At 64.1% G+C, this 26193-nt stretch carries 19 protein-coding genes; 4 read left to right on the plus strand and 15 right to left on the minus strand.

The window, feature by feature from the left end; all coding sequences use genetic code 11:
- Positions 1 to 53 precede the first annotated feature (53 nt).
- The 3 genes from der to BN1143_RS22890 all read left to right on the plus strand — a co-directional run bounded on the left by der (position 54) and on the right by BN1143_RS22890 (position 2175).
- The gene (der, locus tag BN1143_RS12845) at positions 54 to 1553 is read left to right on the plus strand and encodes a ribosome biogenesis GTPase Der (protein ID WP_005299803.1); all 1500 of its coding nucleotides are present in this window, start codon (positions 54 to 56) and stop codon (positions 1551 to 1553) included.
- A gap of 109 nt (positions 1554 to 1662) precedes the next feature.
- Positions 1663 to 1896, plus strand: coding sequence for a zinc ribbon domain-containing protein (locus tag BN1143_RS12850; protein WP_010634287.1), 234 nt, complete (start codon positions 1663 to 1665; stop codon positions 1894 to 1896).
- Positions 1897 to 1986: 90 nt separating this feature from the next.
- A complete protein-coding gene (locus tag BN1143_RS22890) occupies positions 1987 to 2175 on the plus strand; it encodes a hypothetical protein (RefSeq protein ID WP_042050894.1) in 189 nt (62 codons plus the stop codon).
- A 77-nt stretch (positions 2176 to 2252) separates the two neighbouring features.
- Here the strand turns inward: BN1143_RS22890 and mltF are convergent, their stop codons facing one another.
- Positions 2253 to 3743, minus strand: a complete 1491-nt coding sequence (mltF, locus tag BN1143_RS12860) for a membrane-bound lytic murein transglycosylase MltF (RefSeq protein ID WP_042050896.1) — start codon at positions 3741 to 3743, stop codon at positions 2253 to 2255.
- A 149-nt stretch (positions 3744 to 3892) separates the two neighbouring features.
- Between mltF and purL the strand changes: the two genes are divergently transcribed.
- Entirely contained in the window at positions 3893 to 7798 is a 3906-nt protein-coding gene (gene purL / locus BN1143_RS12865) for a phosphoribosylformylglycinamidine synthase (RefSeq protein ID WP_042050897.1), read from the plus strand.
- 59 nt (positions 7799 to 7857) lie between these two features.
- Here the strand turns inward: purL and BN1143_RS12870 are convergent, their stop codons facing one another.
- The 14 genes from BN1143_RS12870 to nuoC form a co-directional block, all read right to left on the minus strand.
- Positions 7858 to 9384: an HD domain-containing phosphohydrolase gene (locus BN1143_RS12870; RefSeq protein ID WP_042050898.1), complete on the minus strand. Its 1527-nt coding sequence runs from the start codon at positions 9382 to 9384 to the stop codon at positions 7858 to 7860.
- 16 nt (positions 9385 to 9400) lie between these two features.
- Positions 9401 to 10834, minus strand: a complete 1434-nt coding sequence (locus BN1143_RS12875; protein ID WP_042050900.1) for an HD domain-containing phosphohydrolase — start codon at positions 10832 to 10834, stop codon at positions 9401 to 9403.
- A complete protein-coding gene (locus BN1143_RS12880) occupies positions 10831 to 11961 on the minus strand; it encodes an FIST signal transduction protein (RefSeq protein WP_042050901.1) in 1131 nt (376 codons plus the stop codon). Before BN1143_RS12880 ends, BN1143_RS12875 begins: the two co-directional genes overlap by 4 nt.
- Before the next feature lie 189 nt (positions 11962 to 12150).
- The gene (gene nuoN, locus BN1143_RS12885; protein ID WP_010634280.1) at positions 12151 to 13614 is read right to left on the minus strand and encodes an NADH-quinone oxidoreductase subunit NuoN; all 1464 of its coding nucleotides are present in this window, start codon (positions 13612 to 13614) and stop codon (positions 12151 to 12153) included.
- A gap of 61 nt (positions 13615 to 13675) precedes the next feature.
- Positions 13676 to 15196 (minus strand): NADH-quinone oxidoreductase subunit M, encoded by a 1521-nt coding sequence (gene nuoM, locus BN1143_RS12890; RefSeq protein WP_026458937.1) that lies wholly within the window; start codon positions 15194 to 15196, stop codon positions 13676 to 13678.
- Positions 15197 to 15274: 78 nt separating this feature from the next.
- Positions 15275 to 17122: an NADH-quinone oxidoreductase subunit L gene (gene nuoL, locus BN1143_RS12895; protein ID WP_042050902.1), complete on the minus strand. Its 1848-nt coding sequence runs from the start codon at positions 17120 to 17122 to the stop codon at positions 15275 to 15277.
- Complete coding sequence (gene nuoK / locus BN1143_RS12900) at positions 17119 to 17427, minus strand: NADH-quinone oxidoreductase subunit NuoK (RefSeq protein WP_005299823.1); 309 nt, start codon at positions 17425 to 17427, stop codon at positions 17119 to 17121. The genes nuoL and nuoK overlap by 4 nt, the downstream gene beginning before the upstream one ends.
- Positions 17424 to 17975, minus strand: a complete 552-nt coding sequence (gene nuoJ / locus BN1143_RS12905; protein WP_010634277.1) for an NADH-quinone oxidoreductase subunit J — start codon at positions 17973 to 17975, stop codon at positions 17424 to 17426. Before nuoJ ends, nuoK begins: the two co-directional genes overlap by 4 nt.
- A 10-nt stretch (positions 17976 to 17985) precedes the next feature.
- Entirely contained in the window at positions 17986 to 18528 is a 543-nt protein-coding gene (gene nuoI / locus BN1143_RS12910) for an NADH-quinone oxidoreductase subunit NuoI (protein WP_005299827.1), read from the minus strand.
- Between the two features lie 128 nt (positions 18529 to 18656).
- Positions 18657 to 19625 (minus strand): NADH-quinone oxidoreductase subunit NuoH, encoded by a 969-nt coding sequence (gene nuoH / locus BN1143_RS12915; RefSeq protein WP_024941387.1) that lies wholly within the window; start codon positions 19623 to 19625, stop codon positions 18657 to 18659.
- The gene (nuoG, locus tag BN1143_RS12920) at positions 19622 to 22351 is read right to left on the minus strand and encodes an NADH-quinone oxidoreductase subunit NuoG (protein WP_042050903.1); all 2730 of its coding nucleotides are present in this window, start codon (positions 22349 to 22351) and stop codon (positions 19622 to 19624) included. Before nuoG ends, nuoH begins: the two co-directional genes overlap by 4 nt.
- A 68-nt stretch (positions 22352 to 22419) precedes the next feature.
- Complete coding sequence (nuoF, locus tag BN1143_RS12925; RefSeq protein WP_042050904.1) at positions 22420 to 23787, minus strand: NADH-quinone oxidoreductase subunit NuoF; 1368 nt, start codon at positions 23785 to 23787, stop codon at positions 22420 to 22422.
- Complete coding sequence (nuoE, locus tag BN1143_RS12930; protein ID WP_005299836.1) at positions 23784 to 24326, minus strand: NADH-quinone oxidoreductase subunit NuoE; 543 nt, start codon at positions 24324 to 24326, stop codon at positions 23784 to 23786. Before nuoE ends, nuoF begins: the two co-directional genes overlap by 4 nt.
- Before the next feature lie 61 nt (positions 24327 to 24387).
- Positions 24388 to 26193, minus strand: a complete 1806-nt coding sequence (gene nuoC, locus BN1143_RS12935; RefSeq protein ID WP_042050905.1) for an NADH-quinone oxidoreductase subunit C/D — start codon at positions 26191 to 26193, stop codon at positions 24388 to 24390.

The raw sequence follows: 26193 nt of genomic DNA on the forward strand, positions 1-26193 counted from the left end.
CGGCTCCTGGTCTTCGGACCCGGAGCCTTTGTCGTCTTGAGAATGAGGCTTTTATGACTCCTGTAGTAGCCCTGGTGGGCCGCCCCAACGTGGGGAAATCCACCCTGTTTAACCGCCTGACCCGTACCCGGGACGCCCTGGTGGCCGACTTCCCCGGTCTGACCCGGGACCGCAAATATGGCCAGGCGAAGCTGGGCGAGCTGGAATTTATCGTGGTGGATACCGGTGGTATCGACGGCACCGAAGAGGGGATCGAGCTGAAGATGGCCGAGCAGTCCCTGCTGGCCATCGAAGAGGCCGATGTGGTGCTGTTCATGGTGGATGCCCGCGCCGGTCTGACCGCGGCGGATCAGGCCATCGCCGAGCACCTGCGCAAGACCCACAAGAAGGTATTTCTGGTGGCCAACAAGACCGACGGCATCGACGGTGACTCCGCCGTCTCCGAGTTCTACGGTCTGGCCCTGGGCGAGGTCTACCAGATGGCGGCCGCCCACGGTCGCGGCGTATTGAGCCTGCTCGAGCTGGCGCTGGCCCCCCATCTGGAGACCCTGGTCGAAGCCGCCGGCGAAGAAGCCGAGCTGGATGAAGAAGAGGAAGACTTCGACGAAGAGGCCCTGCTGCGCATGGTGGCTGCCGGTGAACTCGACACCAAGGAAGACACCAAGGAGACCCCGTTCGCCGACCTGCCCATCAAGTTCGCCATCGTCGGTCGTCCCAACGTCGGCAAGTCGACCCTGACCAACCGCATGCTGGGTGAAGATCGGGTCATCGTCTATGACATGCCGGGCACCACCCGCGACTCCGTCTACATCCCGATGGAGCGCGACGAGCAGAAGTACGTCATCATCGACACCGCCGGCGTGCGTCGTCGCGGCAAGGTGCACGAGACGGTGGAGAAGTTCTCCGTCATCAAGACCCTCAAGGCGATTGAAGATGCCAACGTCTGCCTGCTGGTGATCGACGCCCAGGAGACCATCACCGATCAGGATCTCAGCATCCTCGGTTTCGTGCTCAACACCGGCCGCTCCGTGGTGCTGGTAGTGAACAAGTGGGACGGTCTGGATCAGAAGGTGAAAGAGGACGTTAAGAACGAGCTCGATCGTCGTCTGGGCTTCATCGACTTCGCCCGCGTGCACTTCATCTCCGCCCTGCACGGCAGCGGCGTCGGCCACCTGTTCGAATCCATCCAGGAGGCCTACCAGTCCGCCACCCGCCGTACCAGCACCGCCATGCTGACCCGTATCATGCAGATGGCGCAGGAAGACCACCAGCCGCCCATGGTGAACGGTCGCCGGGTCAAGCTGAAGTACGCCCACGCCGGTGGCTACAACCCGCCGCGCATCGTGATCCACGGCAACCAGCTCAACGACCTGCCGGACTCCTACAAGCGCTACCTCATCAACTACTTCCGCAAGTCGTTGAAAATCATGGGGACGCCGGTTCGGGTCGAGTTCCAGGAGTCGGTCAACCCGTTCGAGGGCAAGAAGAACACCCTGACCCTGAGCCAGGAGCGCCAGCGCAAGCGCCTGCTCAAGGCCAAAGCCAAGAAATAAGGCCCAGCGGCTGCCCTCACCGGCAGCCGCTTTTCTAGTGGTCTATTGAAGGGGAGGGGAATGTGCAGTGGGGCCGCCCAGTGCACATTCACTTTGCAAGGAGCCAACCATGAGTCAACTTGTCTGCCCTGCCTGCCAGGGCGAGCTGGACAGCCGCAGCCGCGAGACCACCTGTGGTCAATGCCAGGCCCGTTACCAGATCCGGGCGCTCTGCCCGACCTGCCGGCAGGAGCTGGAGCGGCTCAAGGCCTGCGGCGCGGTGGATTACTTCTGCAACCACTGCAACAGCCTGGTGTCGAAGCGGGCAGTGCTCTTCGAGGTGAGCCCGCTGACGGAAAATTGAGGCAATAAAAAACCCGGCGAATGCCGGGTTTATGCTGTGTGCTCTGCTATCAGCAAGGTGAAGGAGCGGTTTCGGCGCCATATCTTGCGTTTGATCTCGTTGAGCTTGAGCTTGCGTCTGGGGCTCCAGCCGCACCTTGTCTTCTTGACCAGTGTCGTTCTTCTGCGAGCTCGCATCTTGGTCTCCTCCCATGGGGTGGCCATCCCGGCCTTGGGTGATGATGGGAGCCTATCTGAAAGTGCTGTCATCCGAGTGCAAGTGGATGAAATAGTGCGATAAAAACAGATTCGGATAGGCTCCGGTGTGGTCGGATGGTAACAGAGAAACCACCCGAAAAACAAACCTGTCAACAGGGATCAGCGCAGGGTGATCTGCTTGACCACCTCGGCAATGACGGTGGGACGTTCGGCACTGGTCGGCTCGCTACTGTCATCCTCATCCAGCTCTTCGCGGCGATGGGCCTTCTGCTGCTCGTTGTCGAGCCAGAGCAGGCTCTGGTAGTACTGGCGCACGTTGTTGACGTAGTTGCGCGCCTCGCCGCCGCGGGCATAGCCGTAGCGCACCTTGCGGTGCCAGCGTGACTGCTGCAGCAGCGGCAGCACCTCTTTCACGTCGCTCCAGGCGTCCGGATTCTTGCCGAGATCCTTGGTCAGGCGGCGGGCATCCATCATGTGGCCGTAGCCGATGTTGTAGGCGGTGAGGGCAAACCACACCTTCTCGTCATCGGGCACCGAGGCGGGCACCTTCGCCATCATCTGCTCGAGATAACGGGCGCCCCCCTTGATGCTCTCCTCCGGGTGCAGCCGGTTGTTGACCCCCATCGCCTTGGCGGTGGGCTCGGTCAGCATCATCATGCCGCGCACCCCTGTGTAGGAGCGCGCCTCAGGATCCCAGTGGGACTCCTGATAGCTGATGGCGGCCAGCAGGCGCCAGTCCACCAGCTTGGCGTGGGTCTTGAACAGATCCTGATACTTGGGCAGCAGGCTCTTGGCCCGCTGCAGGAAGGTGCGGGTGTCGACGAAGTCGAAGTTCTGCACGTGGCCGAAATACTTCTCGTCGAGCTTGGCGATGGCGCCATCCATGAAGCGTTGGCCGAAGAAGTCGATGATGCTGGCGTAGAGGCTGTCGTCCGGCAGCTTGGTCATGGCCCAGGCCACGGTCTGGTTCTTGGCCAGCGTTATCCCCTCGGTGAGCTCGGGGTAGTAGCGCTGGGTACGGGCCAGCACGGTATCCTGCACCACCGTGTAGTCAATCTTGCCGTCGGCCACCTGCTTGAGCAGTTCCTCCACGTCGGCGTCCCGGTTGGTGCTCCACTTGAGGTTGGGGTGCTGCTTGGCCAGCTCCTTGAGCAGATCCTCCCCGGTAGAGCCGGCAGGCACCACTATGTTGCCCTTGAGATCGCCGATGTCCCTGGGCTTGGGGGAGCCGTTGCGATAGACCAGCTTGGGCGAGACCTGGTAGAAGCCGGGGCCGAAGCGAAACAGCTGGCGCCGCTCCGGGGTGATGACGATGGCGGCGGCGGCCAGATCGAGCTTGCCCTTCTTGAGCAGATCCACCAGCTCGGCGGTGGAGTAGACCGGCACTATGGTCAGCTTGACCCCCAGCCAGTCGGCATAGCTTCTCGCCAGCTCGTAATCGAACCCCTGGGCGGTGTCGTCACGCTGGTAATAAGAGGTGGGGCCGTAGATGGTGCCAACCCGGATCTCGCCCCGCTGGCGGATCTGCTCCAGCTGGCTGGAGGGGGTGTAGAAGTCGCAACCGACCAGGGTCAGCAGCAACATCAGCCCGATAAACAGTCGAAAAATGCAGCGCAAGTAGGTGAGTACCCTTGTTGAAAAAATCGGCATTTGTCAAAAAAGAGGCACCTTTATACCAGAGAGTGTGGACCGAGTCACACTTGGCAAAACAAGAAAAACGTTTGTCCGCCGTCGGCCTGATCCCTATAATACGCGCGTCTCAATTCCCCCCCACTTCAACACTTGGTGAGAAAGGTCATATGGATATCTTGCGTGGTGCCCCCGCACTGTCTGAGTTTCGTGTCCAAAAACTGCTGCAACGCTTCGCGCAGATGAAACAGGAGAGAGGAGTAGAGATAGAGGATGTCTATGCCGAATATGTGCACTTCGCCGAGCTCTCGAGCCCGCTGTCGCCCCCGGAGCGAGCGACCTTGGGCCAGCTCCTGCGCTACGGCCCGACCATCCCCGAACACACCCCCAGCGGTCAGCTGTTTCTCGTTACCCCCCGCCCCGGCACTATCTCCCCCTGGTCTTCCAAAGCAACCGACATCGCCCACAACTGCGGCCTGACCCAGGTCAAGCGGCTCGAGCGCGGCATTGCCTACTACGTGCAGGCCAAGGGTGAGCTGAGCGCTGTCCAGCGCGCCGACGTGGCCGCCGTGCTGCACGACCGCATGATGGAGACGGTGTTTGGCGAGATGAACGAGGCCGCCGCCCTGTTTGCCCATCAGGAGCCGCGCCCCTTCACCCAGGTGGACGTGCTGGCCGGTGGCCGCGCCGCCCTGGCCGAGGCCAACGTGGCACTGGGTCTGGCGCTGGCCGACGACGAAATCGACTATCTGGTGGAGAACTTCACCCGGCTGGGTCGCAATCCCAACGACATCGAGCTCTACATGTTTGCCCAGGCAAACTCCGAGCACTGCCGCCACAAGATCTTCAACGCCGACTGGACCATCGACGGCGAGCAGCAGCCCAAGTCGCTGTTCAAGATGATCAAGAACACCTTCGAGCAGACGCCGGATCATGTCCTGTCTGCCTATAAAGACAACGCCGCCGTGATGGAAGGGAGCCAGGGTGGCCGCTTCTTCCCGAGCCCCGCCAACGGCGAATACCAGTACCACCAGGAGCAGGTCGACATCCTGATGAAGGTGGAGACCCACAACCACCCGACCGCCATCTCCCCCTTCCCGGGCGCCGCTACCGGCTCCGGCGGCGAAATCCGCGACGAGGGTGCGACAGGCCGTGGCGCCAAGCCCAAGGCGGGCCTGGTGGGCTTCTCCGTCTCCAACCTGCGCATCCCCGGTTTCGAGCAGCCCTGGGAGCAGGATTTCGGCAAGCCGAGCCGCATCGTCAGCGCCTTTGACATCATGCAGGAGGGGCCGCTTGGCGGCGCCGCCTTCAACAACGAGTTCGGCCGTCCGGCCATTCTCGGTTACTTCCGTACCTTCGAAGAGGAGGTGCCGAGCCACAATGGCGTCGAGGTGCGTGGCTACCACAAACCCATCATGCTAGCGGGCGGCATCGGCAACATCCGCAGCGAACACGTCCAGAAAGGGGAGATCCCGGTAGGGGCTGCCCTCATCGTGTTGGGTGGCCCGGCCATGAACATCGGTCTGGGCGGCGGCGCCGCATCCTCCATGGCCTCCGGTCAGTCGGCGGAAGATCTCGACTTTGCCTCGGTGCAGCGTGACAACCCCGAGATGGAGCGCCGCTGCCAGGAGGTGATCGATCGCTGCTGGCAGCTGGGGGACGACAACCCCATCGTCTTCATTCACGACGTGGGGGCGGGTGGCCTCTCCAACGCCATGCCGGAGCTGGTGAGCGACGGCGATCGCGGCGGTCGTTTCGACCTGCGCGCCATTCCGAACGACGAGCCGGGCATGAGCCCGCTGGAGATCTGGTGCAACGAATCCCAGGAGCGCTACGTACTGGCGGTGGCCAAAGAGAAGCTACCGCTGTTCAAGGCGCTGTGCGAGCGTGAGCGTGCACCCTATGCCGTCATCGGCAGCGCCACCGAAGAGAAACACCTGACCCTCTCCGACCAGCACTTTGACAACCACCCCATCGATCTGCCGCTGGACGTGCTGCTGGGCAAGACCCCCAAGATGCACCGCGACGTAGCGAGCCTGCCGGCCCAGGGCAAGGTACTGCAACTGGATGGCATCACCCTCGGCGACGCCGCCGAGCGGGTATTGCGTCTGCCCACCGTGGCGGAGAAATCCTTCCTCATCACCATCGGCGATCGCAGCGTGACGGGTCTGGTCAACCGCGACCAGATGGTCGGCCCCTGGCAGATCCCGGTGGCCGACTGCGCCGTCACCGCCGCCACCTACGACAGCTACCATGGCGAAGCCATGTCCATGGGCGAGCGCACCCCGGTGGCGCTGCTCTCTCATGCGGCTTCCGCCCGTATGGCGGTGGCCGAGGCCCTGACCAACCTGGCGCCTGCTCACATCGGTTCCCTCAAGCGGGTCAAGCTCTCTGCCAACTGGATGGCCGCTGCCGGTCACCCGGGCGAAGATGCCGGTCTCTACGAGGCGGTCAAGGCGGTGGGCGAGGAGCTCTGCCCGGCCCTTGGCATCACCATTCCGGTGGGCAAGGACTCCATGTCCATGAAGACCCGCTGGCAGCAGGATGGCAAGGAGCAGAGCGTCACCTCGCCGCTCTCCCTGCTCATCTCCGCCTTTGCCCGAGTCGAGGATGTGCGCAACACTGTCACCCCGCAACTGCGCAGCGATCTTGGTGAAACCGACCTGATCCTCATCGACCTTGGCAACGGCAAGCAGCGCCTCGGCGCCTCCGCCCTGGCCCAGGTCTATCGCCAGCTGGGTGACAAGGCGCCGGATCTGGACAACCCGGTCCAGCTCAAGGGCTTCTTCAACGCCATCCAGGCGCTGGTGGCCGATCGCAAGCTGATCGCCTATCACGACCGCTCCGACGGCGGCCTCTTCGTCACCCTGGTGGAGATGGCCTTCGCCGGTCACTGCGGTCTCGACCTGCAGCTGGATCGCATCGGTGGCGAGCTGCTGCCGGCCCTGTTCAACGAGGAGCTGGGTGCCGTCATCCAGGTACGCCGTGAGGACAAGGAAGCGGTGATGACCCTGCTGGCCGGTCACGGTCTGGCGGCCTGCTCCCACGTGCTCGGCACGGTGCGCGAGGGGGATCTCATCACCCTGCAGCGGGCCGGTCAGGAGGTCTATCGCGCCAGCCGCACTGCCCTGCGCACCATCTGGGGCGAGACCAGCTGGCAGATGCAGCGTCTGCGCGACAACCCCGAGTGCGCGGATCAGGAGCATGCCGCCCGTCAGGACGCAGCCGATCCGGGTCTGCAGGCCAGGCTCAGCTACAACCCGGCCGAGGACGTGGCGGCGCCCTATATCGCCAAAGGTGTCTCCCCCCGTCTGGCGGTGCTGCGCGAGCAGGGGGTCAACTCCCACGTGGAGATGGCGGCAGCGTTTGACCGCGCCGGCTTCACCGCCGTCGACGTCCATATGAGCGACATCCTCAGTGGCCGCATCAAGCTGGAGCAGTTCCAGACCCTGGTGGCCTGTGGCGGCTTCTCCTACGGCGACGTGCTGGGGGCGGGCGAGGGCTGGGCCAAGTCCATCCTGTTCAACGAGGGCGCCCGCGAGCAGTTCCAGCGCTTCTTCGAGCGCGGCGATACCCTCTCTCTGGGGGTGTGCAACGGTTGCCAGATGATGTCCAACCTGCGCGAGCTGATCCCGGGCGCCGCTCTGTGGCCGCGCTTCGTGCGCAACCGCTCCGAGCGCTTCGAGGCCCGCTTCAGCCTGGTGGAAGTACAGGACTCCCCGTCCGCCTTCTTCGCCGGCATGGCGGGCTCCGTGATGCCGATTGCCGTCTCCCACGGGGAAGGGCGGGTGGAGGTGCGCGATGCCGCCCACCTGGCGTCGTTGCAAGCCAGCGGTCTGGTGGGGCTGCGTTTCGTCGACAACAGCGGTCAGGTGACCGAGCTGTACCCGGCAAACCCGAACGGCTCGCCGGACGGCATCACCGCCGTGACCACCACGGATGGCCGCGCCACCATCATGATGCCGCACCCGGAGCGGGTGTTCCGCACCGTCGCCAACTCCTGGCACCCGGACAACTGGGGCGAGGATGGCGCCTGGATGCGGATGTTCCGCAATGCCCGGGTTCGTCTGGGCTAAGCCTGCGACGCAAAAAAAAACCGGCCCTTGTGGCCGGTTTTTTTATGGCGACGTTCCCGCTAGGGGCGGCCGTGACCCAGTTCGTGGGGGATGAAGTCACCGCGATCGAGAATGCGCAGGCAGGCGTCCACAACAGCTTCATCCAGCCGGGTGCCGCGCAGCTGGATGATATGGGCCCTGGCCTGGGGAATGCCGAGGGCGGCGCGGTAGGGGCGATCGGAGGACATGGACTCCACGATGTCGGCCACCGTGAGGATGCGGGCCTCCAGCAGGATCTGCTCGCCCTTGAGCCCGGCCGGGTAGCCTGAGCCGTCGATGTACTCGTGGTGCTGGTGGATCATCTGGGCGATGGGCCAGGGCAGGGCGATGTCCTTGAGCACCTGATAACCGGCGCCCGGGTGCTCCTTGACCAGGTTGAACTCCTGCGGGGTCAGCCGCCCCGGCTTGGTGAGGATGTCGACCGGTACCTGGATCTTGCCGATGTCGTGCACCATGGCCCCCAGATAGAGTCCCCGCAATCGCTTCTCATCTAGCTGCAGCTCGCGACCTATGGCCAGCGCCAGGGTGGCAACGTGCTTCTGGTGGCCGGCGGTGTAGGGATCGCGCTGCTCCAGCACGGCGGCTATGGCGCCGAGGGCATCTTCCAGCGCCAGCTCCAGTTGGCGGGCATGCAGCATCTTGTCGCGCTGGGCGGTGAGGTAGGCCTGCTGGGTGCTGCGGGCCTGCAGGCCATAGGCAAGGTAGTCCGCCAGCTGGCTGAAGAGGTGCACCTCCTCGTCGGTGAAGGGGCGGGCCTGCTCGCTGTGAATGAGCAGGCCGCCGTGCCCGCCGGTGTGCCACTGCAGCGGCAGCAGCAGGCGGGCGCGCAGGGTGGCCGAATGATGTACCAGCTCGCAGGGGAGCGCCTCGTTGCACGGCATCTCTGTGCTGATGGCCTGGTGCAGGGCGGGATCCCGGGTGAGCCACTCGTCGCTGGCAAACCAGGTTGCGTTGCCCGCCTGCGCCAGCACCTGCAGGGTGTGCTGGTCAGGTTTTTCCTGCAGCACGGAGACGAGGGGGAAACGGCCGTCGAAGGTGATGGCGTCGCAGATCTCCTGCAGCAGCGTCTGCTCGTCGTCCGGTCTGAGCATGGCGTGATGGGCGCGGCCGATGGCTTCCAGGGTCCAGGTGTACTGTTGCAGCCGCTCCTGCTGCTGCTTCTTCTCGGTGATGTCATCGAAGAAGACCCCGACGCCGACCACCTGACCCAGCTCGTCGAACAGGGGAAACTTGGTGGTGCTGAGCCAGCGGGCCTCGCCTCCCTTGAGATAGGGTTCCTCGTGGCGCTGGGTGGTGCCGCTGGTCATGACCCTGAGATCGTCGTCCCGATAGCGCTGGGCCAGCTCGGCTGGGAAGAAGTCGGCATCGCACTTGCCGACCAGCTCGGCCGGGGTGAGGGCGAGATCGTCTGCCAGCAGCCGGTTGCAGGCGATGAAGAGGGAGCGGGTATCCTTGAGCAGCACCCGGTAGGGCAGCTGATCCATCACCTGGCCAAGCAGGGCGGCCGTGGGCAGCGGGGTAAAGGGCGGTGCGGGTCTTGAACTCATCGTCATCCAGCCTCGGTCAAAGGGGGGTGAAGCGGTAGCCCGCCTGCCAGACGGCGAAGCAGGCGCTGACCACCTGTTCGTCGTAGTGGACACCGGCATAGCGGGTCAGCTCGGCGAAGGCATCGGTGAAGGAGAGGGCCCGCCGAAACGGACGGTGGGCGGTCATGGCCGCCAGGGAGTCGGCCACCCGGATGATGCGCGCCTCCAGGCAGATGGCATCCCCCTGCAATCCCTGCGGATAGCCGCTGCCGTCCATGTTCTCATGGTGCTGCTGCACTATGGTGGCGATGGGCCAGGGGAAGTCTATCTGCTGCAAAATTTCACAGCCCGCCTGCGGGTGCAGCTTGATGAGCTCGAACTCCACCTCCCGCAATTCGCGGGGGCGGGTGAGGATCTCCGCCGGGATCTGCAGCAGGCCGATGTTGTGCACCATGGCGGCGAGGCCCAGTCCATCCAGCCGATCCTGCGCGAGTTGCAGATGCTGGCCGATGGCCAGCGCCAGATCGTGCACGCGCCGCTCGTGGCCCGCGGTGCTGGGATCCTTGTGGGCGATGGCGGAGGAGAGCGCCGCTATGGTCTGGAACAGCAGGGTACGTTGCTGCTGCTCGCTCTCCTTGATGTGGGTGATGTCGACCAGCGCGCCTATGATGCCGGCCACCTCGCCCTGATGGTCGTAGAAGAGATCCTTGAAGTTGAGCACCTGATAGCGGCGGCCCTCCCGGTCAAACAGGGTGTGCTCGAAATATTGCGGTTGCCTGCTGCGCAGTACTTCCAGGTCGCGCTGGGTGTATTCGTCGGCCATCTCCGGGGGCAGGAGCTCGTCCACCCGCTTGCCCTGCAGCTCGGCCTTGCTGATGCCGGTGATCTGGGTGAAGGTCGGGTTGCAGCTGATGAAACGCCCCTCGACATCCTTGTAAAACACCGGGATGGGGATTGCCCTTAACAGGGATTCGTTGAAGCGCTGCATGTCGACCAGCTCCGCCTGCTGGCGCAGCGCCAGCTGCTCGCTGTCCCGGCACAGCTGGATGGCGCGGGCCAGGTTGCCGAGGATGGGGCTGAACAGGTGGCAGAGCCGCTCTCCCTGCTGCTCCGTATTGGGGGAGAGCAGCAGCATCAGATAGCCCCCCTCGATCCGCAGCCGGTAGGCAAAGGGGTAGGGGCGTGCCGCGGGCAGTGGCAGCGGGGCGCGCAGGATGCACTGCTCGCCGTCGCCGACCCAGTGGGGCAGCGCGAGCGGCTCCCCCTGATGGCTGACCAGCTGCTCATCCCCGATCGCCTTGATGATCTTGTACTCCCCCTGTGGCAACTGCTGCAGCACCAGCCCGACCGGGCAGGCACAGTGAAACAGAAAACGCTGCAGTACCTTGGTCAGCAGGGCGTCCAGAGTGACCTCGCGGCCGATGCAGAGGGCAAGATCGCAGACGATGGCCATGGCGTGGTCGTTGTTCATCGCCGTCCCTCCCCGTTGCAGAGAATGGCGCCGTTGTGAAACAGCGGATACTCCCCCGGTCGCAGGCTGCCAATCTCGCCAAGGGAGAGGGCGCCCACCAGCTCGTGGGCACCGCTGTGGCTGAAGAGGGTCTTCAGCTCCAGCGTGCTCTGCTCGCCGAAGTGCTGCTGACGGCCGGCGCAGTAGTAGATCTCGAGGCGCTCGGGGGCACCGTGCCGGCTCAGCTTTTCGGCCAGCTCGATGGCGTGGGCGGTCGGGCTCTGCGGCGCCTTGAGCAGGGTGAGGATGCTGTGATCCGGTACCTCCCCGACGCAGAGCAGGGCCCCCTCTTCGGTGACGGCGACCGGGATGCGCACGATGACGTCGCCGTTGGCCCGCAGCAGCCCGAGCGGCAGGTGGACGCCGTACTGGTAGAACTGATCCGGCGTGAGGCGCTGCTGGAACTGTTGCTGGACCAGGGACTGGTAGCGACTGAAGGCCGGCTCCCAGTCGATGAAGGCAATCTTGTTGCCCTCGCTGCTGGTGGCCAGCATGGGCTGGGCGGTGAGCTGATAGCCGTGCTCGAGCAGCGGGTAGCTGTGGTGGGGCAGCAGGGTGCAGCAGACCGCCTGCGCCAGCAATCTGTGGTTGTCGAACAGGCAGGGCATGGGGCGGAACTGGCCGCTGCCGGCATTGACGCCGGCATAATTGACCCTGTCCGCGAGATGCAGATAGATCCCCTCAAGGAGGGAGGCGATGTTGGGGATCATGGCATCAAAGGTCAGAAAGAGGGTCGGTACGCCCGCGGCCTCTGGCCACTGCGCAAGCTGGGGGAGCAGCGCATCGCAAAGGGTGCTGACTTGCAGGTCTGTGCTGGCGGCGGGATCGAGCGGGATGAGCAGGGGGGCGTGGGAGGCCGGGCGCGGCAGCAGCCAGGCACCGTGCTCATGAAAGCCGTGGCGGCTGATGAGGCGGGGAAAGAGTGCGCCGCTGAGCTGAATATCGAGCCGCCTGCACTGCTGCTGCAGCTCGGCCACGTGCCCGGCATCCTGCTCGGCCAGCAAGAGATCGAGCCGCTCCCCGCGATAGGGTTGCAGTGCATCGGCCAGTGGTTGCGCATCGAATGAAAGAAAAGCGGGCTGCATCATCCCTCGGAACTCCTTTCCTGCCAATGGCCAATATATCAGCAAGGCGGGCGAGGTGGATACCCGGTCGTGTCCGATAAGCGCTTATAAGCCGTTATAAAGGCAGATAAATTTGAGATGGCTGGTCAGGCATCCAGTTTTGGGCAGATAAAAAAACCGGCCACCTGGGCCGGTTTTTGAAGTGGAGTGAAATCAGCGCAGCACCACGTTCTGGAAGCCCTGCACCAGGCTGATGACCGGCTGGGGATAGAGACCCAGTGCCACCACCAGCGCGGCGGAGAGCAATACCACCAGACCACCGGAGGTGATGGCCCAGTCCCCCTTGGCGTCGCGCAGCTGCATGCCGGGCTCGCGCAGGTAGAGGGTGACCATGACCCGCAGATAGTAGTAGAGACCCAGGGCACTGCCGAGCACGATGGCGCCGGAGAGCCACCACAGCTTGGCATCGACGGTCACCCCGATCAGGTAGAACTTGCCGATGAAGCCGAGCGTCATGGGGATACCGGCCAGCGAGAGCATCATCACGGTCAGCACGGCAGTCAGGTAGGGGCGACGCCAGAACAGGCCGCGGTAGCTGTGCAGGGAGTCCGCATCCTTGCCGCGATAGGGGCTGGACATCATGCTGATGACGCCGAAGGCCCCCAGGCTGGTGAACAGGTACATCAGCAGATAGACGCCTGCCGCTTCCACCGGCATCTGGCCGAGACGGCTCGCCACGATCACCGCCAGCAGGTAACCGAAGTGGGAGATGGAGGAGTAACCCATCATCCGTTTGATGTTGGTCTGCAGCAGGGCCAGCAGGTTGCCGATGACGATGGAGACCACCGCCATGGCGGCCAGCAGCCAGTGGATCATGGGATCCGCGGCGGCGGGCACCGCCAGGTAGAAGCGCAGCAGCACGCAGAACACCGCGATCTTGCTGACGGTGGCGAGGAAGGTGGCCACCGGTGCCGGTGCCCCTTCGTACACGTCCGGGGTCCAGAGGTGGAACGGTGCCAGGGAGAGCTTGAAGGCAAAGCCGACCAGCATCAGACCCAGACCGCCCATCAGCAGCGGGTGGTGGGCCGGGGTGGTGGCCAGGGTCAGCCCCAGATCGCTGAAGCTGAGGCTGCCGGCCTGGGCATAGAGCAGCGCCATGCCGAACAGCAGGAAGGCAGTGGCGGCGGCGGAGAGCACCATGTACTTGATGCTGGCCTCCAGCGAGTGGCGCTCGCGATAGGCGTAGCCCACCAGACCGAACATCGGCAGGGTCAGCATCTCGATCCCGATGAACAGGGAGGCGAGGTGACGTGAGCCGGCCAGCACCAGGCCACCGGCGGTGGCGATCAGCAGCAGCAGGTAGAACTCTTCCCGGTTGTCCGGATAGCCCTTGAGCCAGGAGCGGCCGAAGGTACAGGTGGCCAGGGCGCCGATGAGCACCAGGCCCATGTAGAAGACGGCGTAGCCATCGATCTGCAGCAGCGGGGTGACCCCCTGATCGCCTTGCGCCATCACGATGGGCAGGGAGAAGAGCGCCAGGTTGAGGCCGGCGATGGTGACCACGAAGGCGGTGTCATCGCACCGTTTCCAGGCGATGGCCAGCATCAGGGCCACCATGGCCCCGGTTGTCAGCAACAGGGGCAGCAGGGCCAGCAGTTGCGAAGCGGTGAAGGTCATTGCAGTGCTCCTGTAAGGGACAAGGAAGGCAACAGGGCCAGCGGTTTAACAGCGGTCACTCTCATTGCAATGCTCCTGCGAAGGGCAGAGCGTACCAGTGCAGCACGCTCAGCAGGCTGTTGCCCGCGGTGTCGAGCACAGGTTGGGGATAGACACCGAGCAGCACCAAAAGACCGGCGATGGTCATCATCATCACCAGCTCGCGGCTGTCGAGCCCCTTGAGGACGCTCTCGTCCTTGGGGGTACCGAAGCAGGCGCGCTGCAGCATGATGAGGGAGTAGACCGAGGCCAGTACCAGCCCGAAGGTGGCGATGATGGTGAGCACGGGGGCAACCTGGAAGCTGCCGATGAGGATCAGGAACTCGCCGACGAAGTTGCCGGTGCCCGGCATCCCCAGAGAGGCGACCGAGAAGAACAGCATCACGCCGGGCAGGTAGCGCAGACGACCCCACAGCCCGCCCATCAGGCGCAGGTCTCGGGTGTGCAGACGCTCGTAGAGCTGACCGCACAGGATGAAGAGGCCGGCGGCGGAGAGACCGTGGGCGATCATCTGTACCACGGCACCCTGCAGGGCCAGCTCGCTGCCCGAATAGATGGCGATCATCACGAAGCCCATGTGGGAGATGCTGGTGTAGGCCACCAGCCGCTTGATGTCGGTCTGGGCGAACGCCACGATGGCGCCGTAGACGATGCCGATGAGGCCCAGCACCATGGCGTAGGGGGCAAATTCGGCGGATGCCTCGGGGAAGAGCGGCAAGGCGAAGCGCAGCAGACCGTAGGCGGCGGTTTTGAGCAGGATCCCCGCCAAGTCCACGGAACCCGCGGTCGGTGCCTGGCTGTGGGCATCCGGCAGCCAGCCGTGCAGCGGCACCAGCGGCATCTTGACCGCGAAGGCGATGAAGAAGCCCAGCATCAGCAGCCACTGCACCCCCTCGCTCATGGGGGTGTTCAGCAAGTCCTGATAGTTGAAGGTGAACACGCCGGTGGCGGCGTGGTGAGTCAGCACCAGGCCCAGGATGGCGACCAGCATGATGAGGCCGCTGACCTGGGTGTAGATGAAGAACTTGGTGGCGGCGTTGATCCGGGATTTGCCGTCGGTGACCGAGTGGCCCCACAGCGCAATCAGGAAGTACATGGGCACCAGCATCATCTCCCAGAAGAAGAAGAAGAGGAACAGGTCCAGCGCCATGAAGACGCCGAGCACGCCACCCAAAATCCACAGCAGGTTGAGGTGGAAGAAGCCGATGCGCTGCACGATTTCCTTCCAGGAACAGAGGATGGCCAACACGCCGATGAAGCAGGTGAGGATCACCATCAACAGCGACAAGCCATCCACCGCCAGGTGCAGTGAGATGCCGAAGCGGGGGATCCAGGGCAGTTGCAGTTCGGCGGCCCAGACGGGCACGCCGCCCTGGGCTGCCAGGGTGAAGTCGCCGCTCCACCAGATGGCGCAGGAGAGCAGCAGGCAGGCGCTCATCGACAGCAGGGCGACCCAGCGTACGAAGTACTCGCCGAATCGCTCGGTCTGCCAACAGAGCAGACCGCCGATGAAGGGTATTAACAAGATCCAGAGTAAGGTCACGATATCAGCTCTCGTCTATGTTCTAGTCACTGTGCAGGCCCGTGGGCTTGCTGCGAGTTCAGGGGCTGCATCACGGGATCAGCCGAGCAGCAGCAGGGCCAGGATCAGGGCGGCGCCCATCCCCATGGAGGCTGCATACCAGCGCAACTTGCCGGAAACGGTCCAGGCCAGCAGCTGGTGGCCGCTCTGGGCCAGCCAGGCCGGCAGGTTCATCATCCAGTCCAGCGGATCCTTGCCGAGCAACCGGGTCGCCAGCAGATACGGTTTGACCCACAGCTGATCGTAAAGCCAGTCAAAGCCCCAGGCATTGAACCAGAGAGTGCTGAGCAACTTGCCCGGCGCGCTGTTGGCTATGCTGCTGGCCAGGCGGCGCTCACCCAGGAACAGGAAGGCAGCCAGGGCGATACCGGCGATGGCGATGACGGCGGAGGTGATCTCCAACGCGTGGCGCCCCTCTTCGATGTGATCCCCCGGACCCGCCGGCAGTACCCCCGCCAGCGGCGGCACGATCAGGGCGCCGATGCCGGTGGAGAGCACCAGCAGCACCAGCAGCGGCAGCTGGTGGGCCAGACCGTGACCGGCGTGAGCCTCGGTCTTCGCCTCGCCGTGGAAGGCGATGAAGATGAGGCGGAAGGTGTAGAGGGAGGTGAGGAAGGCACCGCCAAGGCCAGCCCACAGCAGGGCGCTCTGGCCGCTGGCCTGCACCTGCCACAGGATGGCGTCTTTACTGTAGAAACCGGCGGTCACCAGCGGCAGCGCGGCCAAGGCCGAGCCCCCTACCAGGAAGCAGGCATAGACCAGCGGCAGGCTCTTGCGCAAGCCCCCCATCTTGAAGATGTTCTGCTCGTGGTGGGTGGCGACGATCACGGCACCGGCGGAGAGGAACAAGAGCGCCTTGAAGAAGGCGTGGGTCATCAGGTGGAAGATGGCCCCTTCCCAGGCACCAACGCCGAGGGCCAGGAACATGTAGCCAATCTGGCTCATGGTGGAGTAGGCCAGGATCCGCTTGATGTCGGTTTGCACCAGGGCCGCAAAGCCCGCCAGCACTAGCGTGATGGCACCGACCAGCGCCACCAGATGCAGGATCTCGGGGGCCAGCAGGAACAGACCGTGGGTGCGGGCAATCAGGTATACACCAGCGGTCACCATGGTGGCCGCGTGGATCAGTGCCGAGACCGGGGTCGGGCCCGCCATGGCATCCGCCAGCCAGGTCTGCAGCGGCAGCTGGGCCGATTTGCCGACGGCGCCGCCGAGCAACATCAGGCAGGCCAGCGACAGGGCGGGGGAGCCTTCGGCAAACAGGGTGGGGGCACGCACCAGCAGCTCATGGATGTTGAGGGTGCCGAGCTCGCGATAGAGGATGAACAGGCCGATGGCGAGGAAGACATCGCCGACCCGGGTCACCACGAACGCCTTGAGGGCGGCGGCGCCGTTATTGCGATCCTTGTAGTAGAAGCCGATCAGCAGGTAGCTGCACAGACCCACACCTTCCCAGCCCAGATACACGAACAGCAGGTCATCGGCCAGCACCAGGAACAGCATGCTGGCGATGAAGAGGTTGGTGTAGGTGAAGAAGCGCGAATAGCCCTCTTCCCCGCGCATGTACCAGGAGGCGAACAGGTGGATGAAGAAGCCCACCCCGGTGACCACGCCGAGCATGGTCAGCGACAGGCCGTCCAGTGCCAGGCGGAAGCTGGGGCTGAAGCTGCCCACCGAGATCCACTGCCACAGGGTCTGGGTATAGACGCCGCCTGCCGGCATGGTGTTGAGAAAATCGATGCCGACCCACAGGGTAGTGAGGGCCGACAACCCTATGCTGCCGACGCCGATGAGCGCCGAGGTGCGCTCGCCGAAACGACCGAGGGAGAAGGCCAGCACCAGCCATCCCAGCAGCGGAAACAGAAAAGTCAGGTATAGGAGGCTCATCCGCGCATCTCGCTCACAGTGTCCACGTTGAGGGTGTGGTAACGACGATAGAGCAGCAGTAACAGGGCGAGGCCGATACTGGCCTCCGCTGCCGCCAGAGAAATCACCAGTATGTACATGATCTGGCCATCAGCCTGGGCCCAGCGGCTGCCAGCCACCACGAATGCCAGTGCCGAGGCGTTCATCATGATCTCGATACTCATGAGGATAAACAGCAAGTTGCGGCGGATCAGCAGGCCGCACAAGCCGATGCAGAACAGCACGGCGGCGAGCAGCAGTCCGTGCTCCATGGGGATGCCATTCATTGCTGACCTCCTTCTTGTGATGGACGGGCCGGGGTGCGGGGCACCGAGAGTACCTCACCGCTCTTGTCTTCACGGCCAAGGTGATAGGCGGTCACCAGACCGGCCAGCAGCAGGATGGAGGCAAGCTCCACCGCCAGCACGTAAGGGCCGAACAGGGCGATGCCGACCGCTTTGGCACTGACGTCGGTCAGACCGAGTTCACCGCCGGTGACCCCGAGAATGCCGTAGGCCAGAAAGCCCAGCAGAATGAGCGAGAGCAGGCCCGGGCCCACCCAGGTGGTGGGAGTGAGCCAGTGCTTCTCCTGATCCTGGGCCGAGCCCAGGTTCAGCATCATCACCACGAACACGAACAGCACCATGATGGCGCCTGCGTAGACGATCACCTGCAGGGCGCCCGCGAAGGCGGCGCCCAGGCAGAAGAAGATCATGGCCACGGCGATGAGGGAGATGATGAGATTGAGCAGCGCGTGCATCGGATTGCTGGTGCTGATCACCCGCAGCGTGCTGTAAATGGCGACCAGGGCCGCGGCATAGAATGCCAGTTCCATGATTGACTCCTCAGGGCAGCAGGCTCTTGACATCGATGGGCTTGGCTTCGTTTTCGGCATCCCCTTTCGGCTTGCCGTCGATGGCCATCCCGCTCATGCGATAGAAGTTGTAGTCCGGGTACTTGCCGGGGCCGCTGATCAGCAGATCTTCCTTCTCGTACACCAGATCCTGTCGGCGGTACTCGCCCATCTCGAAATCCGGCGTCAGCTGGATGGCGGTGGTGGGGCAGGCCTCTTCGCACAGGCCGCAGAAGATGCAGCGGGAGAAGTTGATGCGAAAGAACTCCGGATACCAGCGACCATCTTCCCGTTCGGATTTTTGCAGCGAGATGCAGCCGACCGGGCAGGCCACCGCACACAGGTTGCAGGCCACGCAGCGCTCGTCGCCGTCCGGATCGCGGGTCAGCACGATGCGGCCGCGATAGCGGGGGGCCGCATAGACGGCCTGCTCCGGGTAGTTGAGGGTCTCGCGGGGGCGCCAGGCATGGGAGAACACCATGCCGAGGCTGCGTAACTGGGTGCCGACACCCTTGATGATGTTAATAATTTTCATAGTCGTGCCTCACTGCACATTCATCAGCACCACAGCCCATACCGGCTGCATCCCGTGCGGGATACAGGGCGGCGGGCAAGCAGACGTTCCAGCCAAACGGCATCACAATTTTTCTGTCCATCGGGGCCTCACTGCGCATTCATCAGCACCACGGCGCCGGTGACCAGCATGTTGAGCAGGGTCAGCGGCAGGCAGACTTTCCAGCCAAACGACATCACCTGGTCAAAGCGCGGGCGGGGCAGGGAGGCCCGCAGCAGAATGAAGAACACCATGAAGCAGGCGGTCTTCAGGGCAAACCAGATGAAAGGCGGCAGCCAGGGGCCGTGCCAGCCACCGAAGAACAGGGTCACGATGAGCGAAGAGACCAGCACGATGCCGATGTACTCGCCCACGAAGAAGAGACCCCATTTCATGCCCGCATACTCGATGTGATAACCGTCGGCGAGCTCCTGCTCGGCTTCCGGCTGGTCAAACGGATGGCGGTGGGTGACGGCGACGCCGGCAAACAGGAAGGTGATGAAGCCCAGGAACTGGGGGATGATGTTCCACAGTCCTGCCTGGGCTTCCACGATATCCCGCAGGTTGAAGCTGCCGGTCTGGATGACGATGCCCATCAAGGAGAGGCCAAGAAACACCTCGTAGGAGAGGGTCTGGGCCGAGGCGCGCAGGCTGCCGAGCAAGGAGTACTTGTTGTTGCTCGACCAGCCGGCGAACAGCACGGCATAGACTGCCAGCCCCGCGATGGCCAGGATGTAGAGCAGTCCCACGTTGAGATCGGCCACGCCCCAGGTGGGGGTGATCGGCACCACCGCAAACGCCAGAATGAAGGCGGTAAAGGCGATGATGGGGGCCAGCACGAAGATCCGGCGATCGGCGAAGGGCGGGATCCAGTCCTCTTTGAAGAACATCTTGATCATGTCGGCCGCCAGCTGCAGCAGGCCGAAGGGGCCTACCCGGTTGGGGCCGTAACGATCCTGCCACAGCGCCAGCAAACGGCGCTCGATGAAGCTCATGAAGGCGCCGGCCCCCACGATCCCCACCAGCACGATCAATGCTTTGCCGATTTCCAGCAACAGATCGATCAGAGAGTCGCTCATGCGATGGCCTCCTGCAGGTTGGCGAGATATTGCTGGTGCAGGGCGGTCGGCAGACCGTTGACACCAAGCGGCAGACCCACCAGACCGGCAGCCAGATGCTCGCTCAGACGCAGGGTCAACCTCCAGTGGTGGCCACCCCAGGAGAAGGCGACCTGGCTGCCGGCATTAAGGGAGAGACGGTTGGCGTCGGCCGGGTTCAGCACCAGTACGGGCTCGCTCATGCGGGCCTGGATGACCGGGCTTCTGGCAGAGAGCTCTTCGCCGCCAAACAGCTGGTCATAGCTCACCACCTGCAGCGCCTCTTTGGCGCTGAACGGGGCGGGAATGGTGTCGAACCAGCCGAGGCTCTCCTCGCCCGCTTCCAGCAGACGGCGACCGGGATCCCCGGCGCGCAGGTTGCCACCCACCTCGTCCTGGAACTTGTTCCAGGCGGACGGGGAGTTCCAGCCCGGCGCCCAGGCGAACGGCACCTGTTGCAGCGGCTGGCGGGCACCGGCGTAGCCTTCCATGGAGAAGTTGAAGGGTGAGTCGGGGTCCTGGGCGACTCTGGGCTCGCTCACGTTCTGATCCGCCAGCATGGAGGTGCGGCCACTGTAGCGGTGCGGCTCGCGGGCGAGCTTCATGCCGCGGATGCGCAGACCGGCGTTGGGCGCGGCCTCGCGCATGCTGGTCAGCAGCGGGGCGCTGGCGGCGCAGGCACTGCTCACCTCGTCGAAGGTGTTCCAGCGCAGCGGTTTGCGATCCAGTGCCCCTTGCAGGGCGGCCAGCCAGCGCCAGCTCTCGCGCACCTGGATGTCGGCGTCGTAGAAGGCGGGGGCATAAACCTGGAAGAAGCGCTGGGCGCGGCCTTCCATGTTGATGAGGGTACCGTCTGCCTCGGCGAAACTGGCGGCAGGCAGCACCAGGTCCGCCTTCTGGGCGGTGCCGGTGTCCTGATGGTCGACCACCAGCAGGTGCTGCAGACGGTCGATGGCGGCATCGACGCGGCTGCGCGGTGCGCGGCGGTAGAGATCGTTCTCGAGCATCACCAGCGCGAGCTTCTCTTCTCTTTCGATACGCTCGAGGGCGGCTTCCAGCGGGGCGGCATTGCCGGCCAGCATGGCCAGCCCCAGGCTGTTGGTCTCCTGGGCGACCAGGGCGAGCTCCACGGCCTGGCCACGGCCCTTGAGGGCGCGGGCGATGTTACTGGCCGCCTCAAGCAGCGCCTGGCTGCGGGCACCGGTGCCGGCGATGATGAGCGGCTTCCTGGCGTTGCCGAGCAGCGCGGCCCAGCTGGCGGCCAGGGCCTGCTGTTCGGGGGCGAGATCGGTCAGGGCAGGGGCGCTGCCATCAAGAAGATGGGCGATGGCGAAGCCCAGGCGCGCCTGATCCGCGTGGGGGGCGTGCAGGGTGCCGCTCGCCACGTCGTCCAGTCGGGTGGTGTCGAGACTGGTGATCAGCAGCGGGTAGCGCTCGTTCTGGGCCAGGGTCTGCACCGCGGCGACCTGCCACAGATCCACCTTCAACTTGCGGGCGATTTCACGGCCCTTGCCCTTGACTGCCTGACGCAGGGCCAGAGCGATGCGGGCGGCGGTCTGGGTGACATCTTCGCCGAGCACCAACACGGCATCGGCCTCTTCCATGTCACGCAGGCTGGGGGTGCGTACGCCGCCGTGCTGCAGGATCTGCAGCATCTTCTGCAGGCACTCCCATTCGCTTTGCTCGACGCCGCTGTAGAAGTTGGCGGCGCCCACCAGTTCGCGCAGGGCGAAGTTGCTCTCAAGCGATGCCCGGGGGGAGCCGATGCCGATGACGCCACTGGCGGTGCGCAGGGCATCGGCGGCCCGGTTCAGGGCACCGTCCACCGTGATGGCCAGCCTGTCACTGCCATCCTGCAGCAGGGGCTGGCGCGGGCGGTCGGTCAGATTGACGTGGCCGTAGCCGAAGCGGCCGCGGTCGCACAGGAAGTAGTGGTTCAGGGCGCCGTGATAGCGGTTCTCGATGCGGCGCAGCTCGCCATAACGCTCACCCGGGCTGATGTTGCAGCCGACCGAGCACCCCTGGCAGATGCTGGGGGCGAACTGCATGTCCCACTTGCGGTTGTAGCGCTCGGAGTGGGTCTTGTCGGTGAAGACGCCGGTGGGGCAGACCTCCACCAGGTTGCCGGAGAACTCGCTCTCCAGGGTGCCATCCTCGACCCGGCCAAAGTAGACGTTGTCGTGGGCGCCGTAGACCCCGAGATCCTCGCCGCCGGCGTAATCCTTGTAGTAACGGACGCAGCGATAGCAGGCGATGCAGCGGTTCATCTCGTGGTTGATGAAGGGGCCCAGATCCTGATTCTGGTGGGTGCGTTTGGTGAAGCGGTAGCGCCGGCTGTTGTGGCCGGTCATCACCGTCATGTCCTGCAGGTGGCAGGCGCCACCCTCTTCGCACACCGGGCAGTCGTGGGGATGGTTGGTCATCTGCCACTCCACTACCGTCTTGCGAAACTCCTTCGCCTCCTCATCCTCGATGGAGATATAGGTGCCATCGGTGGAGGGGGTCATGCAGGACATGACCAGGCGGCCGCGCTTGTCGTCGGCATTCTGATACTGCTTCACCGCACACTGGCGGCAGGCGCCGACGCTACCGAGCGCCGGGTGCCAGCAAAAATAGGGGACGTCCAGCCCAAGGGAGAGACAGGCTTGCAGCAGGTTATCTGCCCCGTCTACCTCGAACTCTTTACCGTCTACATGAATGGTGGCCATACAACTTCCCTGACTTCAATGAGATAAATTCTGTGGCTCGCGCCGGTTCAGCGGGCGCACTGTGCGCCTTACCAGCGCTCGCCCAGCAGGTTGGGCTGGATACCCTTGAGCTGCTTGTGGCTATCCTGCGGCGCCCTGACGCCGGCCTCGAATTCGGAGCGGAAATACTTCATCGCACTGCCCAGCGGCTCGATGGCGCCAGGGGCATGGGCGCAGAAGGTCTTGCCCGGGCCGAGGAAGCTGACCAGCTGCTCCAGGGTGGCGAGATCCCCAGGCTGACCCTCGCCTCGCTCCAGCGCGCGCAGCAGCTTGACGCTCCAGGGCAGGCCGTCGCGGCAGGGAGTGCACCAGCCGCAGGACTCGCGGGCGAAGAACTCTTCCATGTTGCGCAGCAGGGAGACCATGTTGATGCTGTCATCCACCGCCATGGCAAGGCCCGTGCCCATCCGGGTGCCAACCTTGCCGATGCCGCCGGCATACATCTGGGCATCCAGGTGTTCGGGCAGCAGGAAGCCGGTACCGGCCCCGCCCGGTTGCCAGGCTTTCAGGCGATAGCCGGGCTTCATGCCGCCGGCGTAGTTCTCGAACAGCTCGCGGGCGGTGATGCCAAACGGCAGCTCCCACAGGCCGGGGTTGTTGACCTTGCCGGAGAAGCCCATCAGCTTGGTGCCGTGATCTTCCGAACCCGGCAGCGCCAGCCCCTGATACCAGGCCACACCGTTGCCGATGATGGCGGGGACGTTGCACAGGGTCTCGACGTTGTTGACGCAGGTCGGCTTGCCCCAGACGCCGGAAACAGCGGGGAAGGGGGGTTTGGCGCGCGGGTTGGCGCGCCGCCCTTCCAGGGAGTTGATGAGCGCCGTCTCTTCGCCGCAGATGTAACGGCCGGCGCCGGTGTGGACGAACAGCTCGAAGTCAAAGCCCGAGCCCAGGATGTTCTTGCCAAGGAGCCCGGCGGCCTTGGCCTCTTCTACCGCCCGGCGCAGGTTGGTGGCGGCATCGACGTACTCGCCGCGCAGGAAGATGTAGCCACGGTAGGCCTTGAGAGCCTTGGCCGAGATGATCATCCCCTCGATCAGCAGGTGAGGCAGTTGCTCCATCAACAGCCGATCCTTGTAGGTGTTCGGCTCCATCTCGTCGGCGTTGCAGAGCAGGTAACGGATGTTCATGCTCTCGTCTTTGGGCATCAGGCCCCACTTCACGCCGGTGGAGAAGCCGGCGCCGCCGCGGCCCTTGAGGCCGGCATCCTTGACGGTGCCGACGATTTCATCAGGGCTCATATGGCCCAGCGCCTTGCGGGCCGCATCGTAACCCTGCTTGCTCTGGTATTCATCCAGCCAGACCGGCTGGCCGTCGTCGCGCAGCCGCCAGGTGAGGGGATGGGTCTCGGCGGCGCGGGCGATGCGGTTGGCGGTACCAAGGGATGCCAGACTCATGGGTAAGCCTCCAGGGTCTTGAGCAGGCTGACGGCGTCGAGCCCACCGTAGGTGTCATCGTCGATCATCAGCGCCGGCCCCTTGTCGCAGTTGCCGAGGCAGCAGACCGGCAGCAGGGTGAAGCGGCCGTCGGCGGAGGTCTGGCCGGGGGCCAGGTTCATCACCTCTTTCAGGCCGGCCAGCAGTTGCTCATGGCCGTTGATGTAGCAGACCATGCTGTCGCAGACGCGGATGATGTGGCGACCGACCGGCTGGCGGAAGATCTGGCTGTAGAAGGTGGCGACCCCCTCCACGTCGCTGGCGGGGATACCGAGCTCGGCGGCGATGGCGTGGATGGCACCGTCAGGAACCCAGCCGCGGGCCTGCTGCACTATCTTGAGCGCTTCGATACTGGCGGCACGGGGATCTTCATAGTGGTGTTTCTCATGCTCGATGGCATCGCGTTCTGCCTGGCTCAGGACGAAATCGTTCCCCTTGCCCTGGCATGAACTCTGTCCCTGCGGGGACGGATTGTGTTGGCACTGACATTGCTGGCTCATGGCATAACCTTTTGTGGCTTGTTCTTGTTGTCGTGTAACGGCGCTTGGTAACAGCCGTTACTCAACGGTCCACATCCGACATAACGAAATCGATACTGCCCAGATAGACGATGAGGTCCGACACCATCTGGCCACGGATCACCGAGGGGATCTGTTGCAGGTGAGCAAAGCTCGGGGTGCGGATCCGGGTCCGGTAGCTCATGGTGGAGCCGTCGCTGGTCAGGTAATAACTGTTAATCCCCTTGGTCGCCTCGATCATCTGGAAGGATTCGGCGGCCGGCATGACCGGGCCCCACGACACTTGCAGGAAGTGGGTGATCAGGGTCTCGATGTCCTGCAGGGTGCGCTCTTTGGGCGGCGGCGTGGTGAGCGGGTGATCCGCCTTGAACGGCCCCTCCGGCATGTTCTTCATGCACTGCTCTATGATGCGCATGCTCTGGCGCATCTCCTCGATGCGCACCAGGGCGCGATCGTAGGCATCGCCGTTGGAGCCGACCGGTACCTCGAATTCGAACTGATCGTAGCCGGAGTAGGGGCGCCACTTGCGCACGTCGAAGTTGAGCCCCGTGGCCCGCAGACCGCCGCCCGTGGTGCCCCAGGCCAGCGCCTGTTCGGTGGTGTAGGCGGCGACGCCTATGGTGCGGCCACGCAGTATGCTGTTGCGCATGGCGGCCTTCTCATAGTCCATCAGCCGCTTGGGCAGCCAGCTCAGCAGGTTGTCCTGCACCAGTCGCTGCCAGCCGACGGGCAGATCGTGGGCCACGCCGCCGATGCGGAACCAGGCCGGATGCATGCGGGCGCCAGTGATGGCTTCGATGATGGTGTAAATCCGCTGCCGGTCGGTGAAGGTGAAGAAGACCGGGGTCATGGCGCCCACGTCCTGGATATAGGTACCGATAAACAGCAGGTGACTCTGGATGCGGAACAGCTCAGCCAGCATCACCCGGATCATGTCGACCCGCTGTGGCACCTTGATGCCGGCCAGCTTCTCGACCGCCAGCACGTAGGGCAGGTTGTTCATCACGCCCCCCAGGTACTCGACCCGGTCGGTGTACGGGATGTAGCTGTGCCAGGACTGGCGCTCGCCCATCTTCTCGGCACCGCGGTGGTGATAGCCGATGTCGGGCACGCAGTCGCGGATCTCCTCGCCATCGAGCTGCAGTACCAGGCGGAAGGCGCCGTGGGCGGAGGGGTGGTTGGGGCCCAGGTTCAAGAACATGTAGTCCTCGTTCTCGTTGCCGCGACTCATGCCCCACTCTTCCGGCTTGAACATCAGGTTGCCCTGCTCCATGTCCTGCTTGGCGGCATCGAGCATGAAGGGATCAAATTCGGTGGCGCGCGCCGGATAATCCTTGCGCAGCGGGTGACCCTGCCAGCTCTTGGGCATCATGATGCGGGTCAGGTGCGGGTGACCGTCGAAGTTGATGCCCATCAGATCCCACACTTCCCGTTCATACCAGTTGGCGTTGGGGAAGTGGCGGCTGACGGTGGGCAGCGTCAGATCCCCCTCCTTGAGCGGTACCTTCAACATCAGGTCGGCGTTGCGCTCGATGGAGATGAGGTGATAGAAGACGGTGAAGTCGCTGTCGGGCAGGTCGTGACGATGGCTGCGCATCCGCTCGTCGGTGGCGCTCAAGTCAAACAGCATCACGAACGGGGAGGGCAGCTTTTTAAGGAACCCCATCACGTCCAGCAGCAGCTCGCGGGAGAGCCAGACCACCGGCACACCGGTGCGGGTATTCTGGATGGTGAAGCGTTCGGCACCGAAATGGGCAAACAGCTCGCCGACCACCTGAGCGTCTTTGTGATCACTCGGTTGCCACTGGGCCATGGCGTAGTTGCTGGGAAATTCTCGAGTCAGTTTCAT

The sequence above is a fragment of the Aeromonas dhakensis genome (assembly GCF_000820305.1).
In the GTDB taxonomy this organism is placed as follows: domain Bacteria; phylum Pseudomonadota; class Gammaproteobacteria; order Enterobacterales; family Aeromonadaceae; genus Aeromonas; species Aeromonas dhakensis.

Excerpts from the sequence above, each read along its gene's own strand:
- BN1143_RS12850 (WP_010634287.1), top strand. The coding sequence starts at position 1,663 with ATGAGTCAACTTGTCTGCCCTGCCTGCCAGGGCGAGCTGGACAGCCGC.
- BN1143_RS12875 (WP_042050900.1), bottom strand. The coding sequence starts at position 10,834 with ATGAACAACGACCACGCCATGGCCATCGTCTGCGATCTTGCCCTCTGC.
- nuoL (WP_042050902.1), bottom strand. The coding sequence starts at position 17,122 with ATGAGCCTCCTATACCTGACTTTTCTGTTTCCGCTGCTGGGATGGCTG.
- nuoE (WP_005299836.1), bottom strand. The coding sequence starts at position 24,326 with ATGAGCCAGCAATGTCAGTGCCAACACAATCCGTCCCCGCAGGGACAG.
- nuoH (WP_024941387.1), bottom strand. The coding sequence starts at position 19,625 with ATGAGCGACTCTCTGATCGATCTGTTGCTGGAAATCGGCAAAGCATTG.
- BN1143_RS12870 (WP_042050898.1), bottom strand. The coding sequence starts at position 9,384 with ATGAGTTCAAGACCCGCACCGCCCTTTACCCCGCTGCCCACGGCCGCC.
- purL (WP_042050897.1), top strand. The coding sequence starts at position 3,893 with ATGGATATCTTGCGTGGTGCCCCCGCACTGTCTGAGTTTCGTGTCCAA.
- nuoG (WP_042050903.1), bottom strand. The coding sequence starts at position 22,351 with ATGGCCACCATTCATGTAGACGGTAAAGAGTTCGAGGTAGACGGGGCA.
- nuoK (WP_005299823.1), bottom strand. The coding sequence starts at position 17,427 with ATGAATGGCATCCCCATGGAGCACGGACTGCTGCTCGCCGCCGTGCTG.
- nuoF (WP_042050904.1), bottom strand. The coding sequence starts at position 23,787 with ATGAGTCTGGCATCCCTTGGTACCGCCAACCGCATCGCCCGCGCCGCC.
- nuoN (WP_010634280.1), bottom strand. The coding sequence starts at position 13,614 with ATGACCTTCACCGCTTCGCAACTGCTGGCCCTGCTGCCCCTGTTGCTG.
- nuoI (WP_005299827.1), bottom strand. The coding sequence starts at position 18,528 with ATGAAAATTATTAACATCATCAAGGGTGTCGGCACCCAGTTACGCAGC.
- mltF (WP_042050896.1), bottom strand. The coding sequence starts at position 3,743 with ATGCCGATTTTTTCAACAAGGGTACTCACCTACTTGCGCTGCATTTTT.
- der (WP_005299803.1), top strand. The coding sequence starts at position 54 with ATGACTCCTGTAGTAGCCCTGGTGGGCCGCCCCAACGTGGGGAAATCC.
- BN1143_RS12880 (WP_042050901.1), bottom strand. The coding sequence starts at position 11,961 with ATGATGCAGCCCGCTTTTCTTTCATTCGATGCGCAACCACTGGCCGAT.
- nuoC (WP_042050905.1), bottom strand. The coding sequence starts at position 26,193 with ATGAAACTGACTCGAGAATTTCCCAGCAACTACGCCATGGCCCAGTGG.
- nuoJ (WP_010634277.1), bottom strand. The coding sequence starts at position 17,975 with ATGGAACTGGCATTCTATGCCGCGGCCCTGGTCGCCATTTACAGCACG.